This is a genomic window from Streptomyces rhizosphaerihabitans (assembly GCF_025399795.1).
Lineage (GTDB): Bacteria > Actinomycetota > Actinomycetes > Streptomycetales > Streptomycetaceae > Streptomyces > Streptomyces rhizosphaerihabitans.
On the sequence record NZ_JAODTZ010000001.1, the window covers coordinates 77,675 to 90,822 of the forward strand.

Below are 13,148 nucleotides of genomic sequence, written 5' to 3' on the forward strand. Positions count from 1 at the left end.
GGATCAGCGCGCGATGTCCCCGTATCCCTCGATCTCCTGGGGGCCCCTCGTGCCGGGGCCCACGTAGTGCGCGGACGGGCGCACCAGACGGCCCGTGCGCTTCTGCTCCAGGATGTGCGCCGACCAGCCCGCGGTACGGGCGCACGTGAACATGGACGTGAACATGTGCGCCGGGACCTCGGCGAAGTCGAGGACGATGGCCGCCCAGAACTCGACGTTCGTCGCGAGGACACGGTCCGGGCGGCGGGCGTGGAGCTCGGCGAGGGCGGCCTTCTCCAGGGCCTCGGCGATCTCGAAGCGGGGGGCGCCCAGCTCACGCGCGGTGCGGCGCAGCACCCGCGCGCGCGGGTCCTCGGCGCGGTACACGCGGTGGCCGAAGCCCATCAGGCGTTCGCCCTTGTCGAGGGCGTGCCGGACGTAGGCGTCGGCGTCCCCGGTGCGCTCGATCTCCTCGATCATGCCGAGGACGCGGGAGGGGGCGCCGCCGTGCAGCGGACCCGACATGGCCCCCACGGCGCCGGAGAGCGCGGCGGCGACGTCCGCGCCCGTCGAGGCGATCACGCGCGCGGTGAAGGTGGAGGCGTTCATGCCGTGCTCGGCGGCCGAGGTCCAGTAGGCGTCGACGGCGGCGACGTGCTTGGGGTCGGGCTCGCCGCGCCAGCGGATCATGAACCGTTCGACGACGGAGTGGGCCTTGTCGATCTCGTTCTGCGGGACCATCGCGAGGCCCTGGCCGCGGGCGGACTGGGCGACGTACGACAGGGCCATGACGGCGGCGCGGGCGAGATCCTCGCGGGCCTGCTTCTCGTCGATGTCGAGGAGGGGTTTGAGGCCCCAGACGGGGGCGAGCATGGCGAGCGCGGACTGCACGTCGACACGGATGTCGCCGGAGTGGACGGGGATCGGGAACGGCTCGGCGGGCGGCAGACCGGGGTTGAAGGCGCCGTCGACGAGGAGTCCCCAGACGTTGCCGAAGGAGACATGGCCGACGAGGTCCTCGATGTCGACGCCCCGGTACCGGAGAGCGCCGCCCTCCTTATCCGGTTCGGCGATCTCCGTCTCGAACGCGACGACTCCTTCGAGTCCGGGTACGAAGTCGGACATCAGGCGGCTCCTCGTGATGTGTACGACGGATGGTGTTGTGGGGGGGGGTGTGCCTGCCCCTGTGCCCTTGTCCGGGCGACGGTCGGCGATGTGCGGTCCGCGCACCGGCCGCACGGTCGTATACGAAGACTCCCGAATGCTCCTCGAACAGTCTCCGCCGACTCGCGGTCCGAAAGCGGTCACCCCGGTGATGCCCCGTACGGCTGGTCCTCCAACCGGAACGGCACCAGCACGATATCTCCGAGTGCCACCTTTGGGGAGAGTGCGCGGCACTGAGTGCCACTGCGTGATGAAGCACACCCACCTCCGTGAGCGGGCCCGGATACGGCAGGATGACCGCGTGAACGATCGTTTCCCGGACGAATCCACGACCGAGCCCCTCATCCAGCGCGCGGCCGAGGCCGCCGAGGCCGCGGACGAGGAGATCGCCGCCGACCCTGCCGCCATGCGGGCGCACTACCGCGCCGAGGGCCTCGACGAGGGCGGTCTCGCCGCGCACCCCATGGAGCAGTTCTCCCGCTGGTTCAAGCAGGCGGCGCAGGCCGCGGTGCACGGATTCGTGCACGAGCCGAACGCGATGGTCGTCTCCACGGCGGACGCCGAGGGCCGGCCCAGCTCCCGCACGGTACTGCTCAAGCAGTACGACGAGCAGGGCTTCGTCTTCTACACCAACTACGACTCGCGCAAGGCCGACGAGCTGGCCCGGAACCCGTACATCTCGCTGCTCTTCCCGTGGCACCCGATGGCCCGCCAGGTGATCGTCACCGGGACGGCGCGGCGCACCGGACGGGACGAGACCGCCGCGTACTTCCGCACCCGCCCGCACGGCTCCCAGCTGGGCGCCTGGGCGAGCACGCAGTCCACGGTCATCTCCTCGCGCACGGAGCTGGACGTCTCGTACGCCGAGCTGAGCGCCCGCTACCCGGAGGGCGAGCAGGTGCCGGTGCCGCCGCACTGGGGCGGTTTCCGGATCGCCCCGCAGACGGTCGAGTTCTGGCAGGGCCGCGAGAACCGGCTCCACGACCGGCTCCGCTACGCGGCCGAGCCCGACGGCAGCTGGCGGATCGAACGCCTCAGCCCCTGACCGGCGGGCGGGAGCGGTACCGGCCGCCGAACCCCTGACCTGCGGGCGAGCGGTACCGCCAGCCGCTCAGCCCCTGGCCTGCGGGAAGGCCGTACCGGCCGTCGTTCGCCACCGGCCGCCATCACCGCTCGGGCGCGCCGGCCCCGGGCGGTCCGCCGCCTCAGCGCTCTCGCCTCCGGGCGTTCTGCCCCTCGGCGCGCTCACCTGCGCGCATTGAGCGCCCGGGCGCGCTGCCCCTGGACATCCGCCCCCTCGGCACGCTCAGCCCAACGCCTCCTCCACGATCGCGCCCCATTGCTCGACGACCCGCTCGCGGCGCGCGGCGTCGTCGGTGAGCAGGTTCGCGAGGCCGAGGCCGCGCGCCATGTCGAGCAGGCCCTGCACCGTCTCGCGCACCCCGGGCCGGGATTCGTCCGCGCCCAGCAGGTCCACCGCGATGCGGTGGCTCTCGCGGCCTACGCGGGCTTCCAGTTCGGTCACCCGGGACCGGAGCTGGTCCTCGTTGGAGGCCGCGACCCACAGGTGCAGGGCGGCCCGGAACAACGGCCCGGTGTAGAGGCCGACGAGGGCCGCGACGACGACACGCCGGTCGGCGGGGCCGTCCGGGAACAGGGCGCGCAGGGCGGTGGAGCGTTCCTCGGCGACGTACTCGACCGCAGCCGTGAAGAGGTCCTCACGGGTCGGGAAGTGGTGCTGGGCCGCGCCCCGGGACACCCCGGCGCGCTCGGCGACGACGGAGACCGTGGAGCCCGCCCAGCCGTGCTCGGCAAGGCAGGCCACGGCGGCGGCCAGGAGCCGCTGCCGGGTGGCCCGGCTGCGGTCCTGTTTGGGGACGTGCGGAGTACGTGCCGCGTGTTCCGTCGTGCTCACACCACCCATGCGGGATCCCGTCGTTCGAGGAAGGCCGTCATCCCCTCGCGGGCCTGCGCGGAGGAGAACAGCCGGGCCGAGAGCGCGGTCAGGTCCGCCGCGTCCCGGTCGAAAGCCTCCAGCACCTTAGCCGTGAGCAGCGCCTTCGTCTCGGCGAGGGCTTCGGGGGCCGCTCTGCGCAGTCCGTCCAGAACGGGCGCGAGTACGGCGTCCACGTCGTCGCCGGCCGCCGTCAGGAGCCCGGTGCGGACCGCCTCGGCGGCGTCGAAGCGCTCGCCGGTGAGGTAGTAGCGGGCGAGTGCGCGCGGGTCGGCGCGGGGCAGCAGCGGGAGCGAGATCACGGCGGGGGCGACCCCGATGCGTACCTCGGTGAAGGCGAAGCTCGCCTCCGGGCCGGCCACCGCGAGGTCGCAGGCCCCGAGCAGGCCGAGGCCGCCCGCCCGGACGTGTCCGCTCACCCGGGCCAGGACGGGCTTGCGCAGTTCGACGATCTGCCGCAGGAGGCCGACGAAGGCCTCCGGGGGCGGGGGGTCGCGCAGGTCGGCGCCCGCGCAGAAGGTGTTCCCGGTGTGGGTCAGGACGACCGCGCGTAGGTCGTCGTCCTTGCCGCAGCGGGTGAGGGCGTCGGCGAGCTCGCCCACGAGGACGGCCGACAGGGCGTTGCGGGTGTCCGGCGAGTCCAGGGTGAGGGTGGTGACGCCGCGCTCGTGCGCCGCGTGGACGACGGTCATGACAGGCCTCGCAGTTCGCGGCGCAGGATCTTTCCGGAGACCGCCCTCGGGACCGTGTCGATGAAGGTGACGAGACGGACCCGCTTGTACGGGGCGACGCGCTCGGCGACGTGCATCATCACCTCTCCCTCGGTGAGGTCGGCGGCGGAGGGCTGGCGCACCACGAAGGCGTGCGGGACCTCGTTGTTGTCCTCGTTGTAGGCGCCGATGACAGCGGCGTCGGCGATGCCGGGGTGGGTGAGCAGCAGTGCTTCCAGTTCGGCGGGGGCGACCTGGAAGCCCTTGTACTTGATGAGTTCCTTGACGCGGTCCACGACGAACAGCCAGCCGTCCGCGTCCACATGGCCGACGTCGCCGGTGTGCAGCCAGCCGTCCGGGTCGATCATCGCGGCGGTCGCGTCGGGGCGGCCCAGATAGCCCTTCATGACCTGGGGACCCCGGACCACGATCTCGCCGGCCTCTCCGACACCGAGGTCCTTGTCCGGGTCGTCGAGGGAGACGATGCGCATCTCGGTGCCCGCGACGAGCTTGCCGACCGTCCCCGGGGGCGGGTTCTCGGCGTCCAGCGGTACGACGTGCGTGCCGGGCGACAGCTCCGTCATGCCGTACGCCTGGCCCACCGGCGGCAGCCCCAGCCGGGCCGAACAGGCGGCCGCCAGCGCGGCGTCCAGGGGAGCGGCCGAGCAGACGATGTACTTCAGGGACGACAGGTCGTACTCCGCGACCGCCGGGTGCTTGGCGAGCGCCAGGACGATCGGCGGCGCCACGTACAGACCGGTGATGCGGTGCTTCTGGATCGCGCCCAGGAAGGTGTCGAGTTCGAAGCGGGGCAGCACCACGACGGTGGCGCCCTGTCGCAGGGGCGCGTTCATCAGGGCCGTCAGCCCGTAGATGTGGAAGAACGGCAGCACGGCGAGGATGCGGTCGCCGGGGTTCATCGGCATGGCCGGCGAGAGCTGGGCGAGGTTGGTGGCTATGGAGCGGTGGGTGAGCATCACGCCCTTGGGGACGCCGGTGGTGCCCGAGGAGTACGGGAGCGCCGCCACGTCCTCCACCGGGTCGATGTCGACCTGCGGTTCGGGAGCGGTGCTGCCCAGCAGGTCGGCCAGCGAGCGGTGCCCCGGCGCCTGGTCGCACACGAAGATCTCCCGTACGCCGCCCGCGAGTTCGGCGGCCTGCCGGGCCGCCTCCAGCAGCGGCGAGACGGTCACGATCCAGCGGGCCGAGGAGTCTTTCAGCTGTTTGGCGAACTCCTCGGGCGTGGCGAGCGGGTGCACGGTCGTGACCGACGCCCCCGCGCGCGTGGCCCCGTAGAAGACCGTCGGGAAGGCGATGGTGTTGGGGCTGTGCAGGGCGAGCACATCGCCCTTGCGCAGTCCCGCGTCGGCGAACGCGGCGGCCAGCCGCCGGTGGTACTGGTCGAGTTGGCCGTAGGTGAGCGTGGTGCCGTCGACGCCGTCGACGAGCGCGGGCGTCTCGCCGCGCTCGGCGGCGTGGCCCAGGACGGCGTCGTGGATGGGTTCCTCGACGGCCGGTACATCTGCGTACTCGCTGCGGAACACGGTTCCTCCTAGAGCGCTCAGTACGACTTGGGCAGGCCCAGGGTCTGGTGGGAGACGTAGTTGAGAATCATCTCCCTGCTGACGGGTGCGATACGAGACACGCGCGCCGCGGTAATCAGGGAGGCGAGGCCGAACTCCCGGGTGAGGCCGTTGCCGCCGAGGGTGTGCACCGCCTGGTCGACGGCCCGCACACAGGCCTCCCCCGCCGCGTACTTGGCCATGTTGGCGGCCTCCCCCGCCGCGATGTCGTCCCCGGAGTCGTACAGGAACGCGGCCTTCTGCATCATCAGACGGGCGAGTTCGAGCTCGATGTGGGCCTGTGCGAGCGGGTGGGCGATGGCCTGGTGGGCGCCGATCGGAGCCTTCCAGACCGTGCGGTCGCGGGCGTACTCGACGGCCCTGGCGAGCGCGAAACGGCCCATGCCGATCGCGAACGCGGCCGTCATCACCCGCTCCGGGTTGAGCCCGGCGAACAGTTGCAGCAGCCCTGCGTCCTCTCCCCCACTGCCGAAAGCGTGGGAGGGGCCCCCACCGACCAGCGCGTCGGCCGGCAGCCGCACCTCGTCCAGGGTGAGCTCGAACTGCTTCTCGGCACTGGCCAGTTCCATGTCGATCTGCCGCCGCCCGAATCCCTCGGTGTCGCGCGGGACGATGAACAGGCAGGGCTTGAGACTGCCGGTGCGGGCGTCCTCCGTGCGGCCCACGATGAGCGTCGCGTCGGCGATGTCGACGCCGGAGATGAACACCTTGCGGCCGTTCAGGACCCAGTCGGTGCCGTCGCGGCGGGCCGTCGTGGTGATCCGGTGCGAGTTGGACCCGGCGTCGGGCTCGGTGATGCCGAACGCCATGGTGCGGGTGCCGTCCGAAAGGCCCGGCAGCCACTGCCGCTTCTGCTCCTCGGTGCCGAAGCGGGCGATGACCGTGCCGCAGATGGCGGGCGAGACGACGAGCATCAGCAGCGGGCAGCCCGCCGCGCCCAACTCCTCCAGCACGATGGACAGTTCCGCGATGCCGCCGCCTCCGCCGCCGTACTCCTCCGGGAGGTTCACCCCGAGGTAGCCGAGCTTGCCCGCCTCGGACCAGAGCTCGTCGGGGTGGCCGCCCTCGGCGACGACCTTGGTCATGTACTCACGGCCGTAGCGCTTGCCGAGAGCGGCGACCGCGGAACGGAGCGCCTTGTGTTCATCGGTCTCTGTGACAGGGCTCATGACGGCTCCTCGGTACGGAGGTTCGGTACGGAAATTGCTGCCTGTACGTAGCTGTTCGCGCCCGCGCGGCGGACACCCGCGCGGTGGTGCGGTCGGCGCCCCGGTGACGGGGCGCGCTCTCACCGGGTGTCGCCCCCGGCTGCCGGTTCCTGCGCTGCCGGTTCCTGCGCGACCCCGTCCTGCGCCGTCTCCTCCCGCACGACGGCCAGCAGCGCGCCCACCTCCACCTGCTGTCCGACCACGGCGTGCAGGGCGGTGAGCGTGCCCGCCGCCGGCGCCGAGATCCTGTGCTCCATCTTCATCGCCTCCAGCCACAGCAGCGGTTCCCCCGCCCGCACGGCCGCGCCCTCGGCGAGCCCCTCGGCCACCCGGACCACGGTGCCCGGCATCGGCGCGAGCAGCGAACCCGGAGCCCGGTCCGCGGCCGGATCGGGGAAGCGGGGGAGCTCGGTCAACGCGGTGGCGTTCACGAAGACCTGGCCGTCCGCGTACCGCGTGACCTCGAACGTCCGCCGCACACCGGCCACTTCGAGGACGACGCGGCCCGCGTCGGCGTGCACCACGCGCACCCCGTCGGCCGCGAGTCCCTCGCGCGTGTGCCGGTAGGCGGCCTCGTGCTCGGCGCCGTGCATCCGGTAGCGCTTGGTATGCGGCTGCGACGCCAGGTTCCGCCAGCCGCCGAACCTGGACCGGCCGTGCCCGTCGGCCAGGGCGGCGGCCAGCGGGGCGTACGGATCGGGGGCCGGCACGGTCAGCGCGGCGAGGTGACGGTCGTAGAACCCCGTGTCCATCCGGGCCCCGGCGAACTCCTCGTGCCGCAGCGACCGTACGAGCAGATCCCGGTTGGTGACCGGGCCGTGGACCGTGGACCGCTCCAGGGCGCCGGCCAGTTTCCGCACGGCCTCGGCGCGGGTGCCGGCGTGCGCGACGACCTTCGCGAGCATCGGGTCGTAGTGGACGGAGACCGAGTCCCCGTCGGTGAACCCGGTGTCCAGCCGGACGCCGTCCGGGACGGCGATCCGGTGCAGGTTGCCCGTCTGCGGCGCCCACGCGCCCGCCGGGTCCTCCGCGTACAGCCGGGCTTCCACGGCGTGGCCGCGTGCGGGCGGGGGCTCGCTCTCCAGCCGCTCCCCCTCCGCGACCCGCAGTTGCAGGGCCACCAGATCGACCCCGAACACTGCCTCCGTCACCGGGTGTTCGACCTGGAGGCGGGTGTTCATCTCCAGGAAGTGCGCGGTGCCGTCGGCCACCAGGAACTCGACCGTGCCGGCGCCGACGTAGTCCACGGCGCGGGCGGCGCGTACCGACAACTCGTAGAGCGTGTGCGTGAGTTCGTCTCCGAGCCCGGGAGCGGGCGCCTCCTCGATCACCTTCTGGTGGCGCCGCTGGAGGGAGCAGTCCCGTGTGCCGAGCGGCCAGACCGTGCCGTGCGTGTCGGCCAGGATCTGCACCTCGACGTGCCGGCCGCCCTCCACGTACGGCTCGACGAACACCTCGCCGTCCCCGAAGGCGCTCAGCGCCTCCGCGCGGGCCGCCTCCAACTCGGTTTCCAGATCCGCCAGTTCGCGGACGATCCGCATCCCGCGCCCGCCGCCGCCCGCGGCGGCCTTGACCAGCACCGGCAGGTCCCCGGCGGTGACGCGCTCCAGGGGCGCGAGCCCCATCAGCTTCTTCGCCCGGGTCTTGGAGGCCATCGCCTCGATCGCCTCCGGCGACGGACCGACCCACACCAGCCCCGCGTCGATCACCGCCCGCGCGAACCCGGCGTTCTCCGACAGGAACCCGTACCCCGGGTGCACGGCGTCGGCGCCCGCGTCCAGCGCGGCCCGCACGATCAGATCACCCCGCAGATACGTCTCCGCGGGCGTGTTGCCCGGCAACCGCACCGCCGCGTCCGCCACCCGCGCGTGCAGGGCGTTCTCGTCGGCGTCCGAATACACCGCGACGGTGCGCACCCCCGCCTCGCGGCAGGTACGGAAGACCCGGCAGGCGATCTCGCCCCGGTTGGCGACCAGCAGACTCGAAATCACGAGATCCCTCACATCCGGAAGACGCCGAAGCCACCGCGCGCGCCCTCGAAGGGCGCGGTGTGGATCGCGGACAGGCACAGGCCGAGGACGGTGCGGGTGTCGCGCGGGTCGATGACCCCGTCGTCGTACAGCCGCCCGGACAGGAACATCGGCAGCGACTCGGACTCGATCTGCTGCTCCACCATGGCGCGCAGCGCCGCGTCGGCGTCGTCGTCGTACGGATGCCCCTTCGCGGCGGCCGACTGCCGGGCGACGATCGACAGGACGCCCGCGAGCTGCTGCGGGCCCATCACCGCCGACTTGGCGCTGGGCCACGCGAACAGGAACCGCGGGTCGTAGGCGCGCCCGCACATCCCGTAGTGGCCGGCTCCGTAGGAGGCTCCCATCAGCACCGACAGATGCGGGACCCGCGAGTTGCTCACCGCGTTGATCATCATCGCGCCGTGCTTGATGATGCCGCCCTGCTCGTACTCCTTGCCGACCATGTAGCCGGTGGTGTTGTGCAGGAAGAGCAGCGGGATGTCGCGCTGGTTGGCCAGCTGGATGAACTGGGCGGCCTTCTGGGACTCGGCGCTGAACAGCACGCCCTGGGCGTTGGCGAGAATGCCGACCGGATAGCCGTGCAGGCTCGCCCAGCCGGTGGTCAGACTCGTCCCGTACAGCGGCTTGAACTCGTCGAAGTCCGAGCCGTCGACGATCCGGGCGATCACCTCGCGCGGGTCGAACGGATGCTTGAGATCCCCCGGGACGATCCCCAGGAGCTCGTCCTCGTCGTGCTTCGGGGGCGCCGCAGGAGCCGGATCGCCGTACGCCTTGCGGTGGTTCAGGCGGGCAACGACCCGGCGGGCCTGGCGGAGCGCGTCCTGCTCGTCGACGGCGAAGTAGTCCGCGAGGCCCGACACGCGCGCGTGCATCTCGGCACCGCCCAGCGACTCGTCGTCGCTCTCCTCGCCCGTGGCCATCTTCACCAGGGGCGGCCCGCCGAGGAAGACCTTCGCCTTCTCCTTGACCATGATCACGTGGTCGGACATTCCGGGGACGTACGCGCCTCCGGCCGTCGAGTTCCCGAAGACCACCGCCACCGTGGGGATTCCGGCCGCGGACAACCGCGTGAGGTCGCGGAAGATCGCGCCCCCGGGGATGAAGATCTCCTTCTGCGAGGGCAGATCCGCACCGCCCGACTCGACCAGGCTGATGCAGGGCAGCCGGTTCGCGAGGGCGATGTCGTTCGCCCGCAGCGCCTTCTTCAGGCTCCAGGGGTTGCTGGCGCCGCCGCGCACGGTCGGGTCGTTCGCGGTGATCAGGCACTCGACCCCCTCGACCACGCCGATGCCGGTGACGAGCGAGGCGCCCACCGCGTAGTCACTGCCCCAGGCCGCGAGCGGCGACAGCTCCAGGAAGGGCGTGTCGGGGTCGAGCAGCAGCTCGATCCGCTCCCGGGCCAGGAGCTTGCCGCGCTTCCGGTGCCGGGCGACGTACTTCTCGCCGCCGCCCGCCAGCGCCTTGGCGTGCTCGGTCTCCAGGTCCGCGAGCTTGCCGAGCATGGTCGCGCGGTGGGCCGCGTACTCGGGGCTCCTGGTGTCGAGCGCGGAGGAAAGCACGGTCACAGAAGGACCTCCGGAATATCCAGGTGACGGGAGCGGAGCCATTCGCCGAGGGCCTTGGCCTGGGGGTCGAAACGGGCCTGGGAGGCGACGCCTTCGCCGAGGATCCCCTCGACCACGAAGTTCAGGGCGCGCAGATTGGGCAGGACGTGCCGGACGATCTTCAGATCACGGCTCTCCGGGATCAGACTCCGGAACCTGTCCGTCGTCAGGTGATGGGCCAGCCACCGCCAGGCGTCGTCCGTGCGCGCCCAGACGCCGACGTTCGCGTTCCCGCCCTTGTCCCCGCTGCGTGCCCCCGCGACCAGTCCGAGCGGCTCCCGCCGGGTCGGCCCCGCCGGCAACGGCTCGGGCAGGGACGGTTCTTCGAGGGGCTCCAGTACGAGTGTGTCGTGGGCCGGGGGCACGGCGATCCGGCGCCCGTCGTGGAGGACCGCCATATGGTCCACGGTGCCATGGGGGACGTACACATCCTCGAAGACCCCATAGGGCGAGCCCGCTCCAGGTGGCGCCATCACATGGAATCCGGGGTAGCTGGCCAGCGCCAGTTCCACGGCGGCTCCGCTCAGGGCCCGGCCGACCGCCGTCTGGTCCCGGTCGCGCACGACGAGGCGGAGCAGGGCGCTCGCGGTCTCCTCGGTCGGGGCGTCGGGGTGATCGGTGCGGGAGAGGTCCCAGCGGACCTCCGCCGGGCGGGACTTCGCCGCGTCGAAGGCGGCCTCCAGCTGGGCCTTTACGAGCTCCGCCTTGCGTTCGATGTCGAGGCCGGTCAGCACGAAGGCGACCTCGTTGCGGAAGCCGCCGAGCTTGTTGAGGCCGACCTTGAGGGTGGGCGGCGGGGCCTCGCCGCGCACACCGTCGATCCGGACGCGGTCCGGGCCCACCTGGGTGAGTACGGCCGTGTCGAGGCGGGCGGTGACGTCGGGTCCCGCGTACCGGGCGCCCTGCGTCTCGTAGAGGAGCTGCGCGGTGACCGTGCCGACGTCGACGAGGCCGCCGGTGCCGTCGTGCTTGGTGATGACGCTCGACCCGTCCTCGTGGAGCTCGGCGAGCGGGAAGCCGGGGTGGCGCAGCCGCGCGGGGTCGTGGTCGGCGAAGAAGGCGTAGTTGCCGCCGGTGGCCTGCGTGCCGCACTCCAGGACGTGCCCGGTGACGACCGCGCCCGCGAGCCGGTCGTAGTCGCCCGGCCCCCAGCCGAAGTGGGCGACGGCGGGCCCGGTGACGAGCGCCGCGTCGGTGACACGTCCGGTGACGACGATGTCGGCGCCCTCGCGCAGACAGGCGGCGATGCCGGCACCGCCCAGGTAGGCGTGCGCGGCGAGGCTGCCGGGGTATCGGTGCGTGAGGTCGTCGCCCTCGACGTGGGCGACGACGACCGGGATGCCGAGCCGGCCGGCCAACTCCCGCACGGCGTCGGCGAGTCCGGCCGGGTTCAGACCGCCCGCGTTGGTGACGAGGCGGACGCCGCGCTCGTGGGCGAGGCCGAGGCACTCCTCCAGCTGGCGCAGGAAGGTCTTGGCGTAGCCGCGTCCGGAGTCCTTCAGCCGGTCGCGGCCGAGGATGAGCATGGTCAGTTCGGCGAGGTAGTCGCCGGTGAGGACGTCGAGCGGGCCGCCGGTGAGCATCTCGCGCAGCGCGTCGAAGCGGTCGCCGTAGAAGCCGGAGGCGTTGCCGATGCGCAGCGGGCTCCTCCCGGCTCCCGGGGTCACTGGTCGGTCTCCTTGGGCTCGCGCCCGGCACCCGGCGGGCCGGCGAAGGCCTGGGCGATGTCCAGCCAGCGGTCGGCGTCCGGGCCCTCCGCCCGTACGGCGAGGTCGGCGCGGTGCGCCCGCTGGGTCACCAGCAGGCAGAAGTCGAGGGCGGGGCCGGTGACGCGCTGCGGGGCGTCGGCCGGACCGTAGGCCCACACCTCGCCGGAGGGGCCCTCGAGCTCGACGCGGAACTCCTCGGCGGGTGCGGCGAGGCCGTGCACCGCGAAGGCGAAGTCACGGGCGCGCACCCCGATGCGGACCACATGCCTCAGCCGGTCGGTGGGTTCGCGCACCACACCCAGCGCGTCGGCCACGTCCTGTCCGTGGGCCCAGGTCTCCATCAGGCGCCCGGTGGCCATGGAGGCGACCGACATGGGCGGGCCGTACCAGGGGAACCGGGTTCCGGTGGGTGCCGCGCGCAGGGCCGTCTCCAGGGCGGTCCGCCCTTCACGCCAGCCGGTGAGCAGCAGGGCGGGCGGCTGGGCGGCGCCCGTCTCCGCGCCCTCGTCCACGAAGCCGTCGGGAGAGGCGAGCGCCTTCTCGACCTCCTTCGCGAAGGCGTCGGCGTCGGTGACGGCGAGCAGGGCCGACCGGTCGGTCCAGGCGAGATGCGCGATCTGGTGGGCGACGCTCCAGCCCCCGGCGGGCGTATCGAGCGCCCACTGCTTCTCGCTCAACTCCCCCACCAAACGGTCGAGTTCCTCACTCTCCCGGTGCAGATCGTCGATCACGGAGACCACGGACGACGCGTCGGACACGATGCGCTCCCCTCGGGACACGACGGTGTGTGGCACGGAGCATGACAGCGACCCAAGAAACAATCAAGCGTGCTTGCATTAAATGCGTCGCCCACTCGCCGTCCCACCGGACGGCGGTCCGGCGCATCAAACCCTCAGGGCACCGCATCCGGGCCAGGCTCCAGCGCCCCTGCCACCGGGCGCGAGCCGCCGCGGCGCCGGATCTCGCGGCGACGGCATCGGTCCTGAACTCGTCCGAGTGGCCCTTCATCGCTATCGGCGGACTTTCTCGCTCTCTCCGGAACAAGCAGTTCCGGTATCAGCGCGTCCACCAATCAGATTGAGAACACAACCATTTGAAGTTCTCGGGCATCTAAGCCTCCGTACTCAACGAACCCTTTCGCATACGTCACCCCGAAGCGGCTGCGCCCAGAAGCCCGGCACAGCCGGAAACTGGGCATCGGACG

At 72.2% G+C, this 13,148-nt stretch carries 10 protein-coding genes; 1 reads left to right on the forward strand and 9 read right to left on the reverse strand.

Going from position 1 to position 13,148, the window contains the following annotated elements:
- Positions 1-3: 3 nt before the first annotated feature.
- Complete coding sequence (locus N4G66_RS00345; RefSeq protein WP_261701820.1) at positions 4-1,104, reverse strand: citrate synthase 2; 1,101 nt, start codon at positions 1,102-1,104, stop codon at positions 4-6.
- A 445-nt stretch (positions 1,105-1,549) separates the two neighbouring features.
- Between N4G66_RS00345 and pdxH the strand changes: the two genes are divergently transcribed.
- Complete coding sequence (gene pdxH / locus N4G66_RS00350) at positions 1,550-2,188, forward strand: pyridoxamine 5'-phosphate oxidase (RefSeq protein WP_261702137.1); 639 nt, start codon at positions 1,550-1,552, stop codon at positions 2,186-2,188.
- Positions 2,189-2,449: 261 nt separating this feature from the next.
- Here pdxH and N4G66_RS00355 read toward each other — a convergent pair whose 3' ends face one another.
- The 8 genes from N4G66_RS00355 to N4G66_RS00390 all read right to left on the reverse strand — a co-directional run bounded on the left by N4G66_RS00355 (position 2,450) and on the right by N4G66_RS00390 (position 12,702).
- Positions 2,450-3,067 (reverse strand): TetR/AcrR family transcriptional regulator, encoded by a 618-nt coding sequence (locus N4G66_RS00355; protein WP_261701821.1) that lies wholly within the window; start codon positions 3,065-3,067, stop codon positions 2,450-2,452.
- A complete protein-coding gene (locus tag N4G66_RS00360) occupies positions 3,055-3,789 on the reverse strand; it encodes an enoyl-CoA hydratase family protein (protein ID WP_261701822.1) in 735 nt (244 codons plus the stop codon). Before N4G66_RS00360 ends, N4G66_RS00355 begins: the two co-directional genes overlap by 13 nt.
- Positions 3,786-5,351 carry a 4-coumarate--CoA ligase family protein gene (locus N4G66_RS00365; RefSeq protein ID WP_261701823.1) on the reverse strand — a complete coding sequence of 522 codons (1,566 nt, stop codon included), beginning with the start codon at positions 5,349-5,351 and terminating at the stop codon, positions 3,786-3,788. Before N4G66_RS00365 ends, N4G66_RS00360 begins: the two co-directional genes overlap by 4 nt.
- A gap of 17 nt (positions 5,352-5,368) precedes the next feature.
- The gene (locus tag N4G66_RS00370; RefSeq protein WP_261701824.1) at positions 5,369-6,559 is read right to left on the reverse strand and encodes an acyl-CoA dehydrogenase family protein; all 1,191 of its coding nucleotides are present in this window, start codon (positions 6,557-6,559) and stop codon (positions 5,369-5,371) included.
- 119 nt (positions 6,560-6,678) lie between these two features.
- The gene (locus N4G66_RS00375; protein WP_261701825.1) at positions 6,679-8,589 is read right to left on the reverse strand and encodes an acetyl/propionyl/methylcrotonyl-CoA carboxylase subunit alpha; all 1,911 of its coding nucleotides are present in this window, start codon (positions 8,587-8,589) and stop codon (positions 6,679-6,681) included.
- Between the two features lie 8 nt (positions 8,590-8,597).
- A complete protein-coding gene (locus N4G66_RS00380; protein ID WP_261701826.1) occupies positions 8,598-10,196 on the reverse strand; it encodes an acyl-CoA carboxylase subunit beta in 1,599 nt (532 codons plus the stop codon).
- Positions 10,193-11,902: an acyclic terpene utilization AtuA family protein gene (locus N4G66_RS00385; protein WP_261701827.1), complete on the reverse strand. Its 1,710-nt coding sequence runs from the start codon at positions 11,900-11,902 to the stop codon at positions 10,193-10,195. The genes N4G66_RS00380 and N4G66_RS00385 overlap by 4 nt, the downstream gene beginning before the upstream one ends.
- On the reverse strand, positions 11,899-12,702 hold the full coding sequence (locus N4G66_RS00390; RefSeq protein WP_261701828.1) for a TIGR03084 family metal-binding protein: 804 nt from the start codon (positions 12,700-12,702) through the stop codon (positions 11,899-11,901). Before N4G66_RS00390 ends, N4G66_RS00385 begins: the two co-directional genes overlap by 4 nt.
- Positions 12,703-13,148 lie beyond the last annotated feature (446 nt).